The organism is Phenylobacterium sp. (assembly GCF_004299445.1).
GTDB lineage: Bacteria > Pseudomonadota > Alphaproteobacteria > Caulobacterales > Caulobacteraceae > Phenylobacterium.
The window spans coordinates 12,084-32,741 of sequence record NZ_SCTC01000035.1 but is presented as its reverse complement, the minus strand read 5'-3'; the positions used below and the strand labels follow the sequence as shown (position 1 = coordinate 32,741).

Annotated in this window: 15 protein-coding genes; 7 read left to right on the top strand and 8 right to left on the bottom strand. The window is 68.0% G+C overall.

The annotated features are described in order from the left end of the window. Positions 1-9 precede the first annotated feature (9 nt). The 4 genes from EPN98_RS08190 to EPN98_RS08175 form a co-directional block, all read right to left on the bottom strand. Entirely contained in the window at positions 10-3,099 is a 3,090-nt protein-coding gene (locus tag EPN98_RS08190) for an ATP-binding protein (RefSeq protein ID WP_293362191.1), read from the bottom strand. 32 nt (positions 3,100-3,131) lie between these two features. Then, positions 3,132-4,778 (bottom strand): CHAT domain-containing protein, encoded by a 1,647-nt coding sequence (locus EPN98_RS08185; RefSeq protein WP_293362190.1) that lies wholly within the window; start codon positions 4,776-4,778, stop codon positions 3,132-3,134. Positions 4,779-4,982: 204 nt separating this feature from the next. After that, positions 4,983-6,074: a phosphotransferase gene (locus tag EPN98_RS08180; protein WP_293362189.1), complete on the bottom strand. Its 1,092-nt coding sequence runs from the start codon at positions 6,072-6,074 to the stop codon at positions 4,983-4,985. Positions 6,075-6,238: 164 nt separating this feature from the next. Then, complete coding sequence (locus EPN98_RS08175; RefSeq protein WP_293362188.1) at positions 6,239-6,619, bottom strand: hypothetical protein; 381 nt, start codon at positions 6,617-6,619, stop codon at positions 6,239-6,241. Positions 6,620-6,829: 210 nt separating this feature from the next. Here EPN98_RS08175 and EPN98_RS08170 point away from each other — a divergent pair, with 210 nt between their 5' ends. From EPN98_RS08170 to EPN98_RS08140, 7 genes are all read left to right on the top strand, one after another. Continuing rightward, a complete protein-coding gene (locus tag EPN98_RS08170; protein WP_293362187.1) occupies positions 6,830-7,903 on the top strand; it encodes a helix-turn-helix domain-containing protein in 1,074 nt (357 codons plus the stop codon). Positions 7,904-7,986: 83 nt separating this feature from the next. Then, positions 7,987-8,790, top strand: coding sequence for a sterol desaturase family protein (locus tag EPN98_RS08165; RefSeq protein WP_293362186.1), 804 nt, complete (start codon positions 7,987-7,989; stop codon positions 8,788-8,790). 336 nt (positions 8,791-9,126) lie between these two features. Further along, positions 9,127-11,709: an AAA family ATPase gene (locus EPN98_RS08160; protein WP_293362185.1), complete on the top strand. Its 2,583-nt coding sequence runs from the start codon at positions 9,127-9,129 to the stop codon at positions 11,707-11,709. A 172-nt stretch (positions 11,710-11,881) separates the two neighbouring features. Beyond that, positions 11,882-12,787 carry a hypothetical protein gene (locus tag EPN98_RS08155; protein WP_293362184.1) on the top strand — a complete coding sequence of 302 codons (906 nt, stop codon included), beginning with the start codon at positions 11,882-11,884 and terminating at the stop codon, positions 12,785-12,787. Between the two features lie 76 nt (positions 12,788-12,863). Continuing rightward, on the top strand, positions 12,864-14,222 hold the full coding sequence (locus EPN98_RS08150) for a calcium-binding protein (RefSeq protein WP_293362183.1): 1,359 nt from the start codon (positions 12,864-12,866) through the stop codon (positions 14,220-14,222). A 15-nt stretch (positions 14,223-14,237) separates the two neighbouring features. Further along, positions 14,238-14,897: a PEP-CTERM sorting domain-containing protein gene (locus EPN98_RS08145; RefSeq protein WP_293362182.1), complete on the top strand. Its 660-nt coding sequence runs from the start codon at positions 14,238-14,240 to the stop codon at positions 14,895-14,897. Between the two features lie 96 nt (positions 14,898-14,993). Next, entirely contained in the window at positions 14,994-17,681 is a 2,688-nt protein-coding gene (locus EPN98_RS08140; protein WP_293362181.1) for an AAA family ATPase, read from the top strand. 29 nt (positions 17,682-17,710) lie between these two features. On the opposite strand, the gene EPN98_RS08135 is transcribed toward EPN98_RS08140, so the two are convergent. From EPN98_RS08135 to EPN98_RS08120, 4 genes are all read right to left on the bottom strand, one after another. Next, a complete protein-coding gene (locus EPN98_RS08135; protein ID WP_293362180.1) occupies positions 17,711-18,154 on the bottom strand; it encodes a hypothetical protein in 444 nt (147 codons plus the stop codon). A gap of 13 nt (positions 18,155-18,167) precedes the next feature. After that, positions 18,168-18,983 (bottom strand): methyltransferase domain-containing protein, encoded by an 816-nt coding sequence (locus EPN98_RS08130; RefSeq protein ID WP_293362179.1) that lies wholly within the window; start codon positions 18,981-18,983, stop codon positions 18,168-18,170. 6 nt (positions 18,984-18,989) lie between these two features. Then, a complete protein-coding gene (locus EPN98_RS08125) occupies positions 18,990-19,280 on the bottom strand; it encodes a DUF4242 domain-containing protein (protein WP_293362178.1) in 291 nt (96 codons plus the stop codon). A gap of 63 nt (positions 19,281-19,343) precedes the next feature. Next, a complete protein-coding gene (locus EPN98_RS08120; protein WP_293362177.1) occupies positions 19,344-20,252 on the bottom strand; it encodes a diiron oxygenase in 909 nt (302 codons plus the stop codon). Positions 20,253-20,658 lie beyond the last annotated feature (406 nt).

The following is a 20,658-nucleotide window of genomic DNA, read 5'->3' as shown; positions in this document are numbered from 1 at the left end:
TTTCCACATTCAGCATTGCGACGTCCCTGGAGCCTTGCCCAGAGCGATGTCGCGCTGGCAGGCGCTCAGCCGCTGAATATCGCGCGCCAGCGGGGCGTCGTCGGCGTATGCCCCAGCCCGCAAGTCGCCGGCGACCTTCAGCGCTTCGCCAATAGCCGCCGTTGCGGCCGGCAGGGCCCCCGCGCGCCACTCGATTTCTCCGCGCGTGCCGAGCCCCGTGACGAGGTCGAACGACGCCATGTCGTCTGCCGTCGAGCTTTTCAGTTGCCGAATGATCTGCAGCGACTGGTCCGACGCGGCGCGCGCGGCAGGGAAGGCCCTCGCCGCGAGCTCGACCACGGCCTGCCGTTGATATGCCAGGGCAAGAGTCCTCCGCCAATCCGCCCCGCCGCCCATGCTTTCCAGGGGCTTCGCGCGATCCGTTGCCGCTCTGGCCCATCGCTGGGCGTCCGCCATCTGCCCCGCCAGGAGCTCGATGTCGGCCCGCTGCGTCTCCAGGCGAAGCGTCATCAGCTGCCACTGCAGGCGGTCGGGTTGTGTGGCGAGCCACTGCCGCGCGAACGCCATGGCGCTGTCCGACTCAGCCCGCGCCGCGGCGAGTAAGGCGTTGTCGCGGCGGGCGTCATGGCGATCCAGCTGGATCTCCGCCAGTCCGTGGCCGGCCTCGGCAAGCGCGGCCGCGACTATGGCATTGGACGGATCGGCGCGATTCAGCGCTGTCAGGATGGTCTTGGACCCCAGCGCCTGGGCGTAGGCGTCATCGTAGCGCTGCTCACGCCGCAGGTTTTCCGCATAGGCGCTTCGGATACTCGCAGCCTGGAGGGGGTAGGTCCGGTTCTGTCGATGGGTCGCGACCAGCTGGTCGGCAATGCCGAGAGCTTCCCGGAACGCCACTGTCGCCGCGGGGTACTGGCCCGTCGCGACATGCTGAGCGCCCAGCAGCCAGAGCGAGCCCATCAGATCGTGGCGGTAGTGGTGAAGGTTCTCGGCTTGCCGCCGCTGTGACTCGGCTTTCCTCAGGATTTCGCGGTTGATCTTCACGGCCTCGTTCAGCGCCGTCGTGCGCTCCGGGGTCCCGACGACCGCGCTGTCCTCAAGCGCGATCACGACGTTTCGGCGCCATTCAAGGTTGGACGGATGCCGCTCGGACATGCGCCGCGCCAGCTTCAGCGCCTCGCGGGCGTGCCTCACCTGCTCGTCGCTCTGGTTGCGCTCGGCGGCGACCCTCCCCTCGATGATGTGGTCCCAGAATGCGCCCCGCGACGCTTCGGGCGCGGTCCCCGGCATCAGCAGGCTTTCCACGCGCTTCACCACGTCGTGCAGCTCGCTGCGGATGTCCTGGGTGCCTTCGACACCGCTCAACTGCTCCACCAGCGTGTGCGAGAGATTGTTTGTCGCATCACCGGCGGTCTCGATCGCGCGATCGGCCTTGCCCTTCTCCCAGTAGATCCAAACCGCGAGCACCAGGAACACCGCCGCAGAGATGCGGACGAACCATTCGCGCCGGCGCTTGGCCCGGATCTCCCTGTCATGCGCCGCGGCGCTGTCTGTGAAGAAGGCGCGTTCCACGGCGGTCAGGCCAGCTGCCGGCTTTGCGGCGAGGGTCCGCATGCGGTCGAGATCAGGCGGGCGCCAAAGCGAGCCCTCCGGTCGGCCGGCCTGGTCCCAGAGCTCGGCGGCGTCGGCGATCCGGTCGTGCAGCCGGCGATCCTCCAGCCCGTCGGCGAGCCAGGTCTTGAGACGCGCCCAATGCTGGAACAGCGCCTCGTGGGTGACCTCCACCGTCTGGACGCCGTCCTCCTCGCCGAACGTCACCAGCCGGCGCAGAGGATCGGCGAACTTCTCGAGGACACCGCGCACCTCGGCGAGCTCGAGGTCGTCGTCCACGTCGGGGTCGTCGGCGACCAGCCGCGTCAGCGCCGCGCGTCGTCGGGTCGGTCGGTTGTGCTCGTTGAAGCGGACCATCCCCATGAAAGCCCGCTCGGCGATCAGCCGCTCGTTGGGCTTCCGGTTTGGTCCGGACTGCGGCGGCGGACTTTCGCCTTCGCGGGGTTGCAGGTTCTGATAGAGCGCCTCCGCCTCCGCCCCCAGCGCGCCGCCGACGCCACCAAGCTCCTCGACGATATCGGCCGCGGCGCGACCCGCCGCCATGCCCTGCCAGGCGCGCACCAGCACGAACTGCAACAGCGGCAGGGCCCCATCGTATCCGTCGGTCTCGTTGACCAGACGGCTGATGGTGTTCTCGTCGAGCGGGGAGCCGGCGTGCTCGGCGGGCTTGGCGATCGCGCTGCGCAGCTCCTCGCGGGACATCGCGGGCACCATGGCCAGGGCGGACTGGCTGGTGATCACCTTGTTGAGCGCGCCATCGGCCTGGGTGGCGCCCAGGAAGTCGCTGCGCATGGTGAGAATGATGCTGACCCGGCCGTCGGGGTCGCGGGCGGCGTTGAGCACCGTTTCGACGAAGCGTTTCCGGGCGGCGTCGGAGGCTTCGGGATTCTGGCTGCTGCGGGCGGTGTAGATCTCCTCGAACTGGTCGATCAGCAGCACGAGCGGCTTGCGCGTCGCGTCCACGATGTCGGCGGCGATCCGGCGCAAGCCGTCGTAGACACCGTCTGCGCCCGGTGTCGTCAGCGTCTGTAGAAACTCGTCCTTCCGACTGGGTGTCTCGGAGCCGGCCGCAGCGACCCGCGCCAAGACGATCGCCAGGGCCTCCAGCGGGTGGGCGCCCGGCGTCAGGGCGGCCAAGGGTCCGCCGCCGAGCGGCTGGCGTCGCAGCCGGGCCAACAGGCCCGCCCGCGCCAGGGAGGACTTGCCCGAGCCCGACGGGCCGAGGATCGCCAGCAATCTGTGCTGCGAACCGTCGAACGGCCCCGCGTTCAGGTCGCGGAAGCGCGCGTAGTAGTTCTCGACCAGGGCCTCCCGGCCGAAGAAGCGGTCGGCGTCGTCCTCCGTGAAAGGCAGCAGGCCGAGGTACGGGTTGGCGCCCGTGGCCTTGGCCGGCGTCTCCACCGCCGCAGCGGCAGCGAAGACGTTGAGCGTCACCGTGTTGTTGTCGCCCGTGACGAGGACGCTGCCCTTGACGCTGCCCTCGATCGTCATGGACCGATCGGGAGAGGGGGGTGCGCCCGACATCAGATGCCCAGGCCGAACTTGGCCAGCAAGGGACCTGCGAGGGCCCCGCCGAGCCAGCCGGCCGCCTTGATGGCCAGGGCCGCAATCTTTTCAGCCTTCTCGCCGAAATCGGAGGCCTGGGACACGACGTTGACCGCGCGGGTCAGGGCGTCGGCGGCGTCCTCCTTGCTGGGGGCGGCGCTGGCTACTTCGTCGTCCACCTCCGCCAACGCATTCTCGACCTTCCGCGCCGCCTTGGCGTCGGCCGCTATCTGGGTCTCGGCGATGATGGCCCGCAGTTCGCGCATCACCGCGGCCATGTCGACCGACTCCGGCGGCGGCAAGGTGGTGGTCGTCAGCGTCGTGACATTGTGGTCGCCGGTCTGCACGACGCTGCCCGACACGCTGCCACCGATGCTGATGCCGCGGTTGACGACAGCCGCGGCCGCTGGGGCCGCGTCCGGCACGGGCGCCTGCGCGACCGCCGCCGTGGGGGCGGCGGCTGCCGGAGTCGCAGCGGCCGGCGCGCCGTCCGCATCCTGGCGCACGAACAGGTTCCCGTCTGGCGAGCGCATGTAGAGAACGGGTGTCGCCCAGGTCACGGGCGTCGTCCCGTATAGCGCGTTGCGGCCCTCGGCGACGGCGGCGTCAACGGGATAGCCGAGCACCAGACGCTTGTAGAAGGTCTCAGCGAAGGTGATGGCGGCCCAGTCGGTGATGGTGAACTGCATGCCCACGACGGCCAGCACGCCAGCGCGGATCAGGGCGGTGGCGACGCCCGCGAACGGCGGTGTCTCCGAGAGCGCCGTGGTCCGGGCCGTCTCGCAAGCGTTCAGGAACACCAGGCGCAGCGGCTCGTTGATCAGCCACCCCGCGAAATCCTGGGCCGCGACGCGCCGGAGCGTGCCGTCTTCGTTCTCGAACAGCAGGCGCCCGCTGCCGCCCTCCGGGTCGAACCCACCGTGACCCATGTAGTGCACCACGTGGTAGTCGGCGGCGGCGAGCCTGTCGCGGATCTGGCCCTCGACGGGCCGGACGAAATCGACCTCGACGCCGTCCATCTTTTCCCAGAGGGCCGTCAGGGCGTCGACCTCCTTCTGCAGATTCAGCTTGGCTGTGCCCTCCGGATTCGACTTCAGGGCCAGTATGCGGATCGGCCCCGCGATAGGGCGGCGCACGGCGGGCTTGGGGGTGTCGACACCGCGCACCATGGGCGTGCCGGTCGACACGACAATGGGAAAGTCATCGTCTCGACGCATCAGTTCCCAGGGAAGACTCGCCACCTCGGCTATTCCCGGGTCCTCAAGGTCCATGAGCAGGCGGATGCGCACGCCCGTGTCATCCATCGATCGCGCACTCGCCTCAGTGCGGCTCAGAATGTCACGCCCCTCGCCCTGGAACAGGGCATCGAACAGCTTGCGCCCGAAATCCGCAGGGTCGCCGGGCGGTGGCGGGGGCGGGGCGGGTGTGGCGGGCGGGGGCGTGCCCGCTTCGGCCGGCGGGGCGGCCGCTGGGATCTTCACGCCATGGACGACTCCGACGAGGTCGGTCAGGCGGAAGGGCAGCACCAGACGCGATTTGGCCTCGCCCTGCTCAGAGGCGACTCGTACGTCGTAGACGCCAGGCGCGTTGGGCGAAATCTGCACCGTCAGGTCGAGAAACCTCATGACCACCCCCCGGAAGCGTCACACCCGCCGGATACTCCCGGGGGCCCGGCCACGGTCGATGCGTGGCCGTGAACGATGGCTGCAGCTTGACCAGTTCCTGAACCAGCGCAATGGCCGGGACGAGATGACAGTACGGTCAGCCTACCGGCAGAGGTCTCAAGCACGGGCGATCAGGGCCGCGGGGGTTTGCGATCTCGCCCCCAGTCAATGCAGCAACGACGCCAGCCCGAGATCGAGGCACGCCGCCTCGCAACGCGTCGCCATCATCGTGATCAGGGCGTCCAGGCGCGGGTCGTCCAGGTTCACGGTGGAGGCGGCCTGGACCGCATAGGTGAAGCCGATCAGCAGAGCGCGCCGATAGTCTTCCTGGCACTCGTCGAAACCGTAGCCTTCGACCCCCGCCGCGACCAGTCTCGCATGGTAATCGGCCAGCAGCGGGGCATCGAGCTGTCGCCTTACGTCCGGCGCGACGCTGGCCGACATCAGGTAGCCCACATCGAAGGTCCCCGGCGCCTGCACCAGGATCTGCCAGTCCAACACGGTCAGCTTCGGATCGGCAGGGTCGCCCGTCAGCATCATGTTGTCGGCGTGGAAATCGCCATGGCAGAGTGTTCGCTGGCCCTGCCCGTTTCGATCCATCAGCCCCTGGAGTTCGGTGCAGAGCCGCTCGCCCACGCGCATCATCTCGGGCCCGATCCGGTCTTTCATCCAGGGCGCTGTGGCCGCCCAGGCCCCGGCGTGCATCTGACCGACCGTGTCCCAGGGCGGCTGGCCGTGCGCCGGGATCACGGCTTCGAGCGCCGTCAACTCCGGATCTCCCCACCAGCGAGCATGTAGCGGGACGATGTCGCGGAGCGCCTGGCGGACCTGGGGCTCTGTCATGCCGGCATGCCTGTCGATGGGCGCCACCGCCGCCAGGTCCTCGAGCAGCAGGAAGAAGCTCTGTGTCTTGGGGTCAAAGTCTGCGCCGTAGCAGGCGGGCGCGCCGACAGAGACGGTCGAGGCGATGTCGCGGTAGAACGCCACTTCGCGCGCATAGAACCCATAGTTGTTTGAGAGCTGCCGGGCCTCAGGGGTCGACCCTTGAAGCTTGACCACCAGGGACGCCGGGCCGCGCCGTGCGCCGGCCGGGTAGCTGATCCTCAGCCGGTAAATCTCGGTGAGGACGCCGGCGCCTTCGCCGATCCTCTGCCGCTCGACCTGCTCGACCGGTCCGAACGGGCCGCCCGGAGCCTGCGCCAGAACTTCGGTAAGCCACGCGGCCGTCAGGCCGTCCGCACCCTCTGGAATCTGCATGCTGGACCCCCCGATCCCATACCCGAATACAGTGGGCGCTCGAAAAGCGGGGCCTGCAAGTTGGGAATGTCAGTCGGCTCGGGATGAGGCCGCGACCCGACGCTGCAACAACGGGGCCTCTGGCAGAGGGCGCTGCCAGTCCAACGACAGCATGCCTCTGAGTCCTACGGCGCGGGCCTCGTCCTGACCCAGCTTATCGCGAACAGGAGCGCCAGCAACACGTCGATCGTGGCGAACGCAGCCACGATCCCCGGTGTCCTGCCGGCGAGGAACAGGGGCCAAACGGCCGCCGGGAAGACGACCTTTTCGACGATGCAGACCGGAATCAGGCTGCGGTGGCGCACGATGTCGCGGCTCATGGCCAGGAACATCAGCTGGAAGCTGAGCGTGATGCCGACGAAGCCGTAGAAGTGCTCGGGATGGCTGAGCGGCTGGCCCTGGGCGACCAGGACTGGCTCCATGAAGTACATGGGTCCTATGAGCAGGACTCCGTAGACTCCCGCCCCACGGAACACCCACGTCGCGAACTTGGAGTGCGAAGACATTGGATCTGTGACCTCCCCTGGCCCGTTCAGCTTTTCCACATCTGTCACATTACCTGCCCGACCCCGCGGGGCGCGGGGGGTATCCCCCAATTCGAACGCGACCACCCCCAACACGGCCCCTTATGGGCGCGCGCCACGCAACGTGGCCCATCACGGCCGACAGTCCTTCGAGTCCCGTCCGGCCGCGCCGCTGCCGTGCTAATGTAGCGCGTGGGCGAATCTCTTCAGGTCTTCGACCTTTTCGTGCGCGGGGTGGGGGTCGGCGCGACGACCGTACTGGGACTCGTGCTGGCCCGGGGGCGGGCTATCACCAGCACTCGGGTCGCTGGAGCGCTGATGTGCGCCAGCCTCATCGCTTGGCTGATCAGCGAGTCGCCGATGTTGCGATCTCTCGTCGGCCAGCCGACGCCCCTGGTCATCGCCGCATTCCCGGTCGGCGGCTTCTTCTGGTGCTACCTGAACTCCGTGTTCGTCGATCGACCTCTGAGTCTGATCGAGTGGTCGCCCACGATCGTCCTTGTGGGGCTTGGGATGATCATCGTTGCAGGGCCCGATAACGACGCAGGCTGGATCGCGTACAACTCGGCCACCGGGATGCTTGCGCTACACGCGCTCTTCGTCGTGGCTCGCGGCTGGAACGGTGACCTGCTGGAGGGGCGGCGGCGATTGCGAGGCCTGGTTTTGGGCCTCGGCGCCGCCTTTGCTTTGTGCAGCGTCGTCCTGGGTTTCATGGCGCGGGCCGAGCCGCAGGGCGTATGGCGTGACTTCCTTATTGGAGGCCCATTCGGGGGGCTGATCCTCAGCATCGTCGTCATCGCGTACGCCGCGCTGCTCCTGCAGACGCGCGAGGAGGTGCTAGGGACGCCGATCAAGGCCTCCTTGTTAGCGGATCCCCGCGTCGAAGCCGCAGATCGCGTCCTGCTGGACAAGCTCAACGACGTCATGAGCCGCGAGGAGTGGCGGAAGGAAGGCCTGACGATCGGGGCCGTCGCCGCCTCGCTGGGTGAGCCAGAGCATCGACTGAGGCGGTTGATAAATCGGCGGCTGGGGCACCGAAACTTCGCTGAGTTTGTGAATGGCTACCGCATCGAAGCTGTGAAGGCGCGGCTCGCCGATCCCCGGGAAGCTTCGATGACGGTCGCGACGATCGCCTACGATGCCGGTTTCCGCTCGCTGGCCCCGTTTCACCGCGCCTTCCGAGCGGCGACGGGTTCTACGCCCGCGGACTGGCGACGAACGCAGCTTGCCGCGTTGTCGGAACTGGAAAGGTCGTCGCAGTTCTGAATTCGATAAGGGATTTTCGGAACGGAGACGACGGCATCGCGTGACGGCCGGCAATGGAAGACGCCTTCAAGGGGACTTCCGACATGCCGATCCAAGACCTTGCACATCTGTGGCTCCAGCAGCTTACGCCAACCCTTTCCAAGTACCTGACGTTCGCGATCGCCGTCTGGCTTCTGATCTGGGTTGTCCTGGCGCCGTTCCTCAAACCGCGGAAAATTCGAGACTCGACGCCCTATGCGTCACAACTCCTGACCGAACTCGCCATCTCGATCCGGTCGATGGCCATCTTCGCGGTCGCAGGCGTCGCGATACTCCACCTTGAGCGCCTCGGCTTCTACAGCCTGCAGCCCCTTGCCCGGTCCTGGGGAGCACTGTGGTACTGGACCTCGCTCGTGGCGACGATCGTGGTTCACGACGCGTACTTCTACTGGTCACACCGCCTGATGCATGACCCTCGGTTCTTTCGCCGGCTTCACAGGCGCCATCACCGCAGCAACAACCCCTCGCCTTTCACGGCCTACAGCTTTGATGTGGGCGAGGCGTTGCTGATGGTCGTCTTCTTTGTGGTCTGGCCCATGATCTTTCCGATGGCGTGGGGCGTCCATGGCCTCTTCATGGTCTTCCAGATCGCGCGAAACACCATGCTCCACTGCGGCTACGAGCTGAGGCCGGCCCGCGCCGATGGCCGTCCCTGGCTCGACTTCATGACCACGACGACGCACCACGACCTGCACCACGCTCAGGCAGGCTACAACTTCGGCGCCTGGTTCACCTGGTGGGATCGCTGGATGGGCACCGAGCATCCTGAATACCTGGCTCGCTTCGCCGATAGGGCCTGGCGTCCGATCGGGCCCCAACCGTCCCCGCAGGTGGGCGACAGCCGGTGAGGGCGCCGCCGCATAGAGCGCATCTCATCCCGTGCTTTGGGGGGCAGCGTGTGACGAACTGGGGGTATCCCCTGAGGCGTGACCTGCTGGGCCCCCTTAGTGCAGCCATCGCCTGGAGCATCGCGGCGTTTGCGTCCGTTGCAGGGTTCGGTCTTACCCCCGATTCTACCCCCTCCGCGTCCGACTTCCGGTTCGCATATACCTAGCATGTGCATGAACATGCGTCCGCTCCCGGTGCTGCGAGGATCTCGCCGCGCCCCTACAACTGAGGCCGCCGTGGATCCCTCATCTTCCCACCCGGAGGTTTATGGCGCGCCTGAACCGACCGGGTTCGCCATGGTCGAGCGGGATGAAGCGCTGGAGCGACTTGAGGCGGGGCTGCTGGCTGCGCGGCGCGAGCGCGGCGGGATGATCCTGATCGAGGGCGAGGCGGGCGTCGGCAAGACGACGCTCCTGAACGCCTTTCTCGCGCGCCACGTCGGGAACGTCCGCATCCTGCGCGGCGCCTGCGAGAACTTCAGCGTCCCCGAGGTGCTTGGCGCCGTGCGCGACATCGCCCGCCAGAGCGGCGGCCGGCTGGCCGTACGGACCTCTCGCGTCGCCGACACCTTCGAGGCTCTCCTGAGCTTTCTGTCACACGGCGCTGGCCCGGCGGTGCTCGTCATCGAGGACATCCATTGGGCCGATGACGCGACACTCGACCTGCTTCGATTCCTGGCCCGACGCCTGCAAGGGCGACCAGTGCTCGCGGTGGTCACCGCCCGGACGGACGAGGCGGACTCGCGGGACCGCACCGCCCGGCTGTGGGCCAGCATTCCCCTGACAACCTACCAGCGCATCCAACTGGAGCCCCTGTCGCTCCGGGGCTTGGAGAGGCTGGTCGGGCCGCGCGACGCAGCCCGCGTGCATCGGCTCACGGGCGGCAATCCGTTCTATCTGACGGAGTACCTCGCAGCCGGCTCGGAAGGCGTGCCGAGCATCGTGCAGGACGCCACCCTGGCGCGCCTCGCCGCCTTCGACGCACCGGCGAGGACCGCGCTCCTCTGTTCGGCGATCTTTCCCGGCCGGATCCACGAGACCATCTTGCGCGACCTGCTCGGCGACCAGAGCCACGATGCCGTCGAAGCCTGTTTGGTGAGCGGCATGCTGCAGCAGGGCGCCGACGGGCTGCGCTTCCGCCACGAGCTGGCTCGCATGGCCGTCGAGCGGTCGATGACGCCGCTTCGACGTCAGGAGCTGCATGCGTTTGTGCTGTCCCGCCTGAAGGCGGAGCGGGACCCGCGCCTGTCTGAACTGCTGCATCATGCCGAATTCGCCGGTTCGCCCGACGAGTTCGTGCAACTCGCCCGGCAGGCCGCGGCGGAAGCCAGCGACCTGGGCGCCTACAGGGAAGCCGCGGCGCACCTCGGCAAGGCTTTGGACTGCGGCGCGCAACTTTCTGACGCGGATCGCGCCGCCATGATCGAGAGTTGGCTCGAGGCCGCCGAGTCGAGCGGGCAGTCGGCGCTGGTCGCCGCAAGCCTGGAAGCCAGCCTCCCGTTTCGTCGGGCCGAGAACGATCCACTGCGACTGGGCGACGCCCTTCGGATCGCGGCCCAGGGCTACTGGCAGGTCGCGAACATCGAGCGCGCCCAGGTCCTCTCAGCGGAGGCGCTGGCGCTGCTTGAGGGGGCGCCCGAGAGCCGCGAACTTGCCGGCGCGCTGGCGCTTGCATGCCTCCTCGACATGATGGCCGGGGACGGCAGGCTCGCCCTGGACCGCGGCCTTCGCGCCGTGTCGATCGCTTCTCGAAACCAGTACCTCGACGTCTATGTCCACGCGACGGCCAGCATCGGGATTGTGTACTGCGTCCGGGATCCGGCGGAGGGGCTGCGGATCCTGGCCAGCGGCGCGGACGATGCCGTGCGACTGGGTCTGGACGACAAGCTTCCCGGCATCTACGCGCGCCTGATCTACGCGCTGGTGCTGGTCCGCGAGTTCGCAGCCGCCCAGGCGCGATATCCCCTCGGACTGGAGGCCTGCAGAGCGCGGGACCGCTTCGCCCAGGAAGCCTTCATCGCAGGCGCCCTGGCCTTGATGCAGGTGGATCAGGGGCGGCTCAGGGAGGCGATCGCCGCATGCGGCGAACTTATGACGCGCGACCCGTCGGCCGGCACGATGCTCATGCCGGCGCTGGTCGCTCTGGCAAAGGCGCGTAACCGCCTGGGGCTGGATGCGGACCCCGGGGTCACGAGCCTGCGGACGGCGATGCCCGGCAAACCGGACTTCCTGCTGCATCTGCCGATGGCCGTTTGCGACCTGGAAGCAGCATGGTTCACCGGTGCGCCCGATGCCGCCGCTGAGCGCCTATCTGCGATCGTCGCCGAACTCCTCGAGGCCTGGGGGGAGTCGTGGCTGCTGGGCGATGCGCTCTTCTGGCTCAAGGCGGCGGGGCGTCCGTACGCGGCGTCCGACGCGCTGCTGGCCGCGCTCCCGGAGCAATGCCGGCTGTTCCTGGAGGGTCGCTGGCGAGAGTCGGCCGAGGCATGGGAGAGGCTCGGCTGCCCGTATGAGCGGGCCGTCGCACTGGCGCACGGCGACGAGGCGGCCAGGCGCGCGGCGCTGGCCATCTTCGACGATCTGGGCGCCGCGCCCGCAGCGCAGAAGCTGCGTCGGGATCTCCGCGCCGAGGGCGTGCGGACGGTTCCGGCCGGGCCAAGCCGCGCGCGACGGACCCATCCCGCAGGCCTGAGCCATCGGCAGGCCGAGGTCCTGGAACTCTTGGCCGCGGGCCTGACCAACCCCCTGATCGGGGAACGCCTGGGCCTCTCGGCCAAGACCGTGGAGCACCATGTCTCGGCCGTCCTGGCCGCACTCGAGGCGCCCAACCGTATGCAGGCCGTGCACATCGCCCGGGAACGCGGCTTGCTCAAGCCGTGACGTGAAACACGGCCGGACCCCTCGGCCCCCATCGGCGTGAGGGCGCCAGGACCTGGGTTCAGGGGGCTCCGCGGACGATTTGGGGGATGTCCCCGAGGGCAGAGACGAAGGGCTCGATCATTGTCGAGACGTCGACCCGCGCACCGTTGCGCAGGCGCTCTCGGAATGCGGCATGCCCACATCCTACCACGAATGTCTTCAGCGGGCCGAGCGCATCACCTGGCGCGTGGAGGACCTGATCGGCGGGGATAAGGCCTTCGACTTCTCCCGTCGCTTCCTGCCGGACACCCTGGCCCGTTGCGCGGGCATCGAGTTTCTCCGGCCGCGCGACCGTCTTCTGCTCAATCAGATCCGCGCGCACGCCTACCTGTCGATGTTCCTGCTGGTCGAGGAATTCGTCCTTCCCTTTGTCCTGGACCATGCCCGACCGATCAGCGCCGAAGATCACTTCCGGCTGCGCGCCTACCTGGAATTCGCTGCCGAGGAAGCCAAACATATCCACCTCTTTCGAAGTTTCAGAGAGGCTTTCTCCGAGGGATTTGGGCGTCGGTGCATGATCATTGGACCTTCATCCGAGATAGCGAGGCGTGTGCTTTCACATCCAAAATTATCCGTCGCGCTTCTGATGCTGCACATGGAGTGCATGACGCAGAGTCATTACTTCGATTGTGCGGTGAATGATCGTGATATTGACGAGCGGTTCAGCGATCTTCTTCTGCATCATGCTCTGGAGGAGCAGCAGCACGCGCAGCTCGACGCCCTCATGATCGAAACCATGGCCGGCGCGATGCGGCAGGACGACATCGATACGGCGATCCAAGGCTATCTTGAGCTCACCGAGTTCATGGACGGCGCACTGCTCAGCCAGGTCAGGCTCGACATCGCCGAGCTCGAGGAGGCCAGCGGCCGCAGGCTGGGGTCGACACATCGCGAACTGCTGACGAACCTCCAGCATCAGGCGTGCCGATGGACCTTCCTGGGGTCCGGGATGCGGCGCCCTCAGTTCCTCGCGTGCGTGGAGCGCCTGAACGGCCGGGCGAGAGCGGCCATCGAGACCCGCGCCACCGCCTACTGCTGAACCAACAACACTCACTGCGACCGGCGCCGGCGCCGCCGCTCGGCGGCTGCGTCGCGCCCTAACGAACGGAGCAATCATGGGCAATTTCATCGGAAGCACCGGCGACGACGTCATCACGCCGGGCTTCGTTTCTCCTCTGGTCACGGCGAGCGGCGGCGCCGCGCCGGGCGACGACGCCGATACGATCTCGGGCGGGGCTGGACGTGACACGATCGACGGCGGAGCCGGCGCGGACGTGATCCGGGGCGGTCAGGACACCGACGTCCTGCTGGGCGGGGAGGGGGACGACGTCTTCCAGTGGAACCCGGGCGACGGCAGCGACAGCGTCGACGGCGGGGCCGGGGTCGACACCCTGGAGTTCCAGACCAGCAACATCAGTGAGGCGATCACGCTGGGGATGAGCGGCGGCATCGCCCTGCTCACCCGCGACGTGGCCAGCATCACCCAGCAGCTCGCGAGCGTCGAACGCATCAAGCTGGGCGGTCTCGCCAGCGGCGGGGCCGACAGCTTCCTGATCGGCGACCTGTCCGGCACGGCCGTGCAGCGGATCGACATCGACCTGGGCTCGCTGAGCGGGGTCGACAACACCGCCGACCGGATACAGCTGGGCGGCCGCGCCGTGGCCGACACCTTCGTGGTCTCGAGCCAGAACGGCGTGACCACGGTCACCGGGCCCGGCCCGGTCGTCAGCGCCAGCCAGTTCGACGCCACCGACCGCCTGGCGATCCTCGCCGGCGACGGCGCCGACACCGTGGACATCTCCGCCTTCGGCGCCGGCATCACCCTTAACCTCGACGGCGGCGCCGGAACCGACACCCTCCTGCTGCGCGGCTCGACCGGCGGGGACAGGATCGTCTTCGCCGACGGCCCCCAGGTCGGTCCGGGGGACTCGCTCTCGATACAGGTCAACGGCCAATCGGGTGCGATGGCGGTCACGGGCTTCGAGGTGATGCGGGTCGACGCTGGAGACGGCGACGACAGCGTGTCGTCCAGTGCTCTCTCGCCTGCGATCAATGCGCGTTTCAGCGGCGGGGCCGGCAATGACAACCTCGCGGGCGGTTCGGGCGCTGACACCCTCCTAGGGGACGCCGGAAACGACGTGCTGCGCGGGCTGGCCGGTGCGGACAGCATGATCGGCGGGGACGGCGCCGACACGCTCTCCGGGGGCCAGGACAACGACGTCATTGCGGGCGGGCGCGGGGCCGACATCTTCGAGTTCGGCAGCGGCCAGGGGCGCGACATCCTGATCGATTTCCGCCCGGGCGAGGATGACATCCGCTTCGTCGACTCGGGGTTCGCCAACTTCGCGCAGGTCATGGCGAACGCGACCCAGTCTGGGGCGCACGTCCTCATCACCGTCGGCCCCGGCGACGTCCTTCAGATCAACAACGTGCTGCTGAGCAGCCTAACCGCCTCCGACTTCTTGTTCGGGTGAGCAGGAGACAATGACATGAAACCCCTTCTTCCCATCGCACTGCTTCTGCTGGCCTGGCTGCCGGGAGCCTCCCGCGCGGCCACCTTCGCCAACGGCGGTTTCGAACTGGGTGACCTGAGCGGCTGGACCGCAACGCCCGGACTGGTCGAGATCGTGTCGCAGTCCGAGGATGCGGTCGGCCCGCCTATCGGAGAGACGTACCTGCCGCCGGAAGGGCAGCTGTTCGCGCAGCTTTCCACTGGACGCGAGGATGGCGGCCCGACGACGCTCAGTCGAACGTTTCACGTGTCGGCGGCGACCCGGATCTCCGGTTTTGCGGCCTTCCTGGCCTACGACTATCTGCCGTACGACGACGAAGCGTCCATCCGGATCGTCGGACTCCAGTCTCAGGAGATGTTCCGCGTCAGAATCAGCGATCCGGCGGTCGGCGATTTCGGTCGCACCCCGTGGACCTACTTCGAGAGCGATATCCTCGAGGCGGGAACCTACACGTTCGTGGCCATGGTGAGCGACGGCGGAGAGGTCGGCGGGCAGAGCCGGCTGCTGCTGGACGGTGTGGCCCTTCCCGCTGCGGCGCCGGTCCCGGAGCCCGCGACCTGGTCGCTGCTGCTCGCCGGCTTTCTCATGTCCGGCGCGTGGCTGCGGACCTGTCGTCGGGTCGTTCCACTGAACTGAGCGTGAGCCCGCCGCAGACCAACGCCCGCGGCGGGCAGGCTCACCTGCACAAGCGTGCTTCCTCTCCCGCCCGCGTTTGACAAGGGCAGGATAACGTTGTCACTCGAAGGCATGAGGGGGAATGAATTCGACGGCGGCCGCGAGCGGTCGCTGGAGCCCGCTGTCGGGACGCGGAGAGACCACGGGGCGCACGAACGCTCCGCGCTCGTCGAACGCGACGGTCCGCTGGAGCGCCTCGAAGCCGGCCTGGCCGCCGCGAGGCGCGAACGGGGGATGCTGCTCTCCGTCGAGGGGGAGGCGGGTGTCGGCAAGACTGCGGTCGTTCAGGCCCTGATCGACCGCAACGCGGGAAGGGCCAGGGTTCATCGCGGCGCCTGTGAGCACTTCACCTCGCCCGAAACCCTGGGCGCGCTGCGCGACATCGCGCGGGAGAGCGGCGGGCGCTTCACGCTCAGAAATTCCGGGGCCTACGAGAATTTCGAGTCGCTTCTGCATCTGCTCTCCCATGGCGCCGGGCCGGCCATACTGGTGATCGAAGACATCCACTGGGCGGACGAAGGGACGCTCGATCTCCTGAGGTTCCTGGCGCGCAGGATTCAGAACCGTCCCATCCTGATTATCGTGACTGTCCGCTCCGACGAGGAGGACAGTCGGGGGAGGGTCGCCAGGTTCTGGTCCACCATCCCACGGGACGCCTACGACCGGATCTTCCTGCAGCCGCTCTCGCTGCAGGGCGTGGAGCGTCTGCTGCAGACGCCGGACGCGGCCCGGGTGCATGCGTTGACGGGCGGCAACCCCTTCTTCCTTACCGAGTACGTCGCGGGCGGCGGCGGGGGCGTACCCCGAGCCGTCCAGGATGCGACCCTCGCTCGGCTCGTCGGCCTGGAGCCCGAGGCTCGCAACGCGCTTGTCTGCGCCTCGGTGTTTCCCGGCCAGATCCACGAACAGATTCTGCGCGAACTGACATCCGATCCGTCGCAGTCGGCTGTGGAGTCGTGCCTGCGAAGCGGCATGCTCCAGGAAACAAGGGGTGGTCTGCGTTTCCGTCATGAACTGGCCCGGCTCGCCATCGAACAGTCCATCGCGCCTTTACGGCGACGCGAACTACACGAACGCATCCTCGCCCGATTGAAGAACCAGGCGTCTCCGCGCGCGGCGGAGCTTCTGCACCACGCCGAGGGCGCCCGGTCGGCGATCGACATCACCCGGTTCGCGCAGGACGCGGCCGACGAGGCGCGTCGTCTCGGCGCGCACCGCGAGGCCGCCGCCTATCTGAGCAAGGCCCTGGACGCCGGCGGCGAGCTCACCGACCCACAGCGCGCCGGCATGCTCGAAGCGCAGGCGGAGGCGGCCGAGGCCGGCGGCGAATTCGCGACCGCGCTCGCGGCCGCAGACGCGGCGGTCGCGCTGCGCCGGAAGCTCGCCGCTGCAGCTCCGCTGGGCAACGCCCTGCGCATTGCGGCCAAGGCGAACTGGCAGGTCGCCGCGGTCGACAGGGCCGACGCATGCGCCCACGAAGCGCTGGATCTCCTGCAGACACAACCCGATACATGGGAGTACGCCAGCGCGCTCACGGTGCGCTGCCTTCTCGACATGGTCGCGGGCCGCGAGCGACAGGCGATCGAGCACGGCCAGCAGGCGATGCGCATCGCCGCCCGACTGGGTCGGTTCGACATCTATGCCTATGCCTTGGTCCATTCCGGCGTGGCGACCTGCTGCATCGATCTCGACACCGGCCTGCGCCAACTGAGGGACGGTGTCGAGGAAGCGCGTCGGGTGGGGGCTCACAACGAGCTCGCCGATCTGCATGCCGCCCTGATCTACGTGCTGGCTCATCAGCGCGCCTTCGAGGAGCTGGACAGGTTCCTGGCGCCGGGCATCGAGGCGTGCCGCGCGCGCGATCGATGGGCCCAGGAAGTCTTCATCCTGGGCGGCTGGGCCCTGTCGTTGTGCGACCGTGGCCGCTACTCGGAGGCGATCGAGGCGGTCGCGCCGACGATGAGCGGCCGGGCGGTCGGCATCATGGCGATTCCGGCCATGCTCGCCTCGGCGCGGGCTGGATTGAGGAGCGGTGGACCGTTCGAGGAGCTCCTCACGACCGTCCGCGCCGCGCTCCCGGATCGGCCGGATCTGCTGCGGCTGGTGCCCTTGGCCATCCTCGACGTGGAGGGCTCCTGGCTCAACGACGACAACGCCGACGCCGCGGAGCGCCTGAGCTGGGCCGTGGAGAAGGTGATGGAGGCCTGGGGTGAGAGCTGGGCTCTTGGAGATGCGCTGTTCTGGCTGAAGGTGGCGGGGCGGCCGTATGTGACGTCGGCTGCACAACTGGCGACGCTGGCGGATCACCACAGGCTGTTTCTGGAGGATCGCTGGCGCGAGTCGGCGGAGGCCTGGGAAAGGCTCGGCTGCCCCTACGAGCAGGCCGTCGCTCTCTCGCATGGCGATGAACCGGCAAGGCGCGCGGCGCTGGCCATCTTCGACGAACTGGGAGCAGCTCCAGCCGCGCGGAAGCTGCGTCGGGATCTGCGCGCCGACGGCGTGCGGGCGGTGCCGGCCGGGCCCAGCAAGGCGCGGCGCGCGCATCCCGCGGGCTTGAGCTATCGCCAGGCCCAGGTGCTGGAGCGCATGGCGGAAGGGCTCACGAATCCCGAGATCGCGGAGCGGATGGGGCTCTCGGCCAAGACCGTCGAACACCACGTGTCTGCCGTCCTGGCGGCGCTCGAGGCGACGAACCGGATGCACGCCGTGAACATCGCTCGCGAACGAGGGTTGCTGCCGTCTTAGCGGGGGTGGCGCAGCCCGGAGTAGCGCCCCTATTGGCCCTGCAGCATGTTTCCCGCGCGCGGCGGCGAGGTGAACGTGCGCCAGATCAAGTCCGCGGACAGCGGATGTCGCCGGTTCCAGGGCAGCAGCGACATCAGCCGGGCCAAGGCGCAGTAGCCGATCAGGACCTGCGCGGGCGTGCCGATCGCCGGAACCCAGACAATCCCGTGCAGCCAAGGGATCAGGCCGAGCGACAGGATGACGGCATAGGCGCCGCGCACCTGCACTGGGAACGCGGCCCATGTTCCCTCACGTATCCGGAAATGGGCGACCTGAACCCATGCCAGGGCCACGGCGAAGCGCAGCGCATGGGGGACGCCCGCGAGATCGAGGATCAGTGCGATCGCCAGCACCAGCCAGTACCACCAGGCCAGCGTTCCGGCGGCGCCCAGGCCAACGCCGCCGAGGAAGGGACGCGGAAGGCTGCGGGTCAAGAGATCCTCCTGTTCAAGGCTGGTTGTGGCCAAGGGCCACGACAAATTCGCCGGGGATTTCGTAGCCGCCGCCTGAGCGATAGGGCTCTATCGACGCTAGGTACTCCTGCGCGACCAGCGCCTTCACCTCGGTAGAGAAGCGCGCATAGGCCATCGCAACGGGGCCGCCGACAAAGGCGGCGGAGACCGCCGCCTCGCCGGACTCGTATCGCAGGGTCGTGGAGATCCGCCGCGCCTCCACGCGGTGGAAGCCGGCGGCTTCCAGCTCGAGATGCAGGCTGTCGCCGGTCCCGAGCCGGAAGAACAGCGGGCAGACATCGGAGCGGACCTTGGCTTCCGTAATGGGGAAGACCGAAGCCCAACCGCAGTTTGCGCGTGCGCCCCAGACGGCCAGGGCGATCCTTCCGTCCTCGCCGAGGGCTTCGCGCATGCACGCCAGCGCCGCGGCGGGGTCCGCCACGTACATCAGTCCGAACGCACACACGGCGAGGTCGAAGCGGCGCTCACCGACCTCGATATCTTCTGCCGCGACGCGGGCGAACGTCACGTTGCCGCGGTCGCCGATGGCGTCCGCCGCCTGCGCGATCATGAAGTCGGAGATGTCGGTCGCGAGAACCGATCCCTCCGGGCCCACCGCATCCGATAGCTGCACCGTGACCAGCCCGGTCCCGGCGGCGACCTCCAGGGCGTGCTCTCCGGGACGCGGCGCGGCCATCTCCATCATCAGCGCTTGGCCCGGGCGGAGCTGGTTGCTCCAGCCGGCCTCGTAGGCGTGCGCCGCGCGGTCCCAGCCGTAACGCTGGACGCGGTCCTGCAGGCGTCTTTCCATGACGGGCTAGCGCCGGAGGCGTGCGACGGCGGCCGTCGTCGGGTCGATCATACGGCGCACTTCCGTGATGATGTTGGCCGGGAAGCCGCTGAGCCGGGCGTGTTCGCGGATGACCTCCTCATCCTTGGCGAGGTAGACGCAGAACGTCTTGTCGCCCGCGACGTAGCTTTCCTGCCACTGGATGTCGGCGCCAAGTTGGGCGAGCACGCTGTTGGAGGCCTGCGCCGCGGCGCGGAGCTCTGAGCCGGTCTTGCCGCCGATGCCGGCGATGTCTCGTTCGATGATGAACTTGCGCATGAAGTTGGTCCTTCGGAATCGGGGCCGCCTCGGGAGGGGCTCTCCAGAGGCGGCCATGGGCGATCAGGAAAAGGCGGGCGCGAGGCCAGAGAGCTCGGCCCGCGAGCCCGGGCGGATGCGATCCATGATGGCCAGGAACTGCGGGTGGGTGAGGCCCGACCCCAGGTAGGTGTAACGGATCGCCTGCTGCTGGACGCGGCGCACGGCTTCCTTGTCTTCGGCAGACAGAATGCGTCCCGTCGCGGCTTCCATGCTGGCCAGGTCCAGCTCCACCTGCTGCATGAGGGCGCCGTCGAGCATCGTGGCGATCTTCATGAAGTCGGCGAAGCCGCGCTCCACGCCGTCCGGCCCGCCAGCTGCCGCGAGTTCCTCGACGATCATCGTGTCCAGCATCGCGTGCTGCATCTCTTCGGCCCAGTGGTTCGACAGCAGGCTCTTGAAGAGGGGGTCCATGTCGTGGTCGTCGCGGACGCTCTCGGTGTAGTGCTTCTGCGTCATCCATTCGATGTGCAGGGTGACCATGCCGATCCCGAGGGGGTCATGGGCCAGGATCGCGGCCGAGACCTGGTCGGCGGGACCGATCATGCCGCAGGGCGTGCCGAAACCTTCGATGAAGGTCTGGTAGAAGCGCTTGAAGAGATGGATGTGCTTGGCTTCCTCACCCGCGAACTGCAGGAGGGCGCGGGTCCGGTTGTCGTCGCCATGGAGCGCCGGCCGGGCATGATCCACGACGAAGGGAAGGATGAACTCCTCCACCAGGCCGAAGGTGTACAGGTACCCGCAGCCGCGGATCTGGTTGAGGATCAGGCGTTCCTTCGGGCTCAGCATGGCCAATCCGTTGGTCCGGGCGAGGGCCTCGGGGAGGAACGGGCGGCTGAAGTCCAGGGACTTGCCGTCGAGGATGTCTTCGATTTTCCAGTTCGCGGCCTGGCTGGCCTTCAGGATGGATTCGTAGGAGAAGTGCTGGGTCATTGCGGTCCGATCGAGTTGTGGTTTCGGCCGACCACGGATCCCCTGGAGTCTCTCGGAACTTGGCGGGGCGCCGCATCAGCCGTATCCGCTCGTACCGAACCCCACCCCCTGTCGCGTCAGGGATAACCCCCAATTCGACGGCCCCGCGCCCCGAGATTGTGACCTGACACGCACGCGCCGTGCGCAGCAGGAAGCGAGCGGAGAACGATGCCGCGCGGCCAGCGCTGCGGTTCACGCTGAGCTTCCGGGACGCCTAAAGAACAGCTGGCCCAGCGGGGGCTTTTGGTAGGAAACGATCGTTGCCGGACAGTTCTGCTCGTGCGGGCCCGCATTCGATCGACCCGTTTCTTGCGAATCTCCGCGGCGAACGTCGGCCCCAACCCGGTTCCGCCACCGTGCAAGGGTG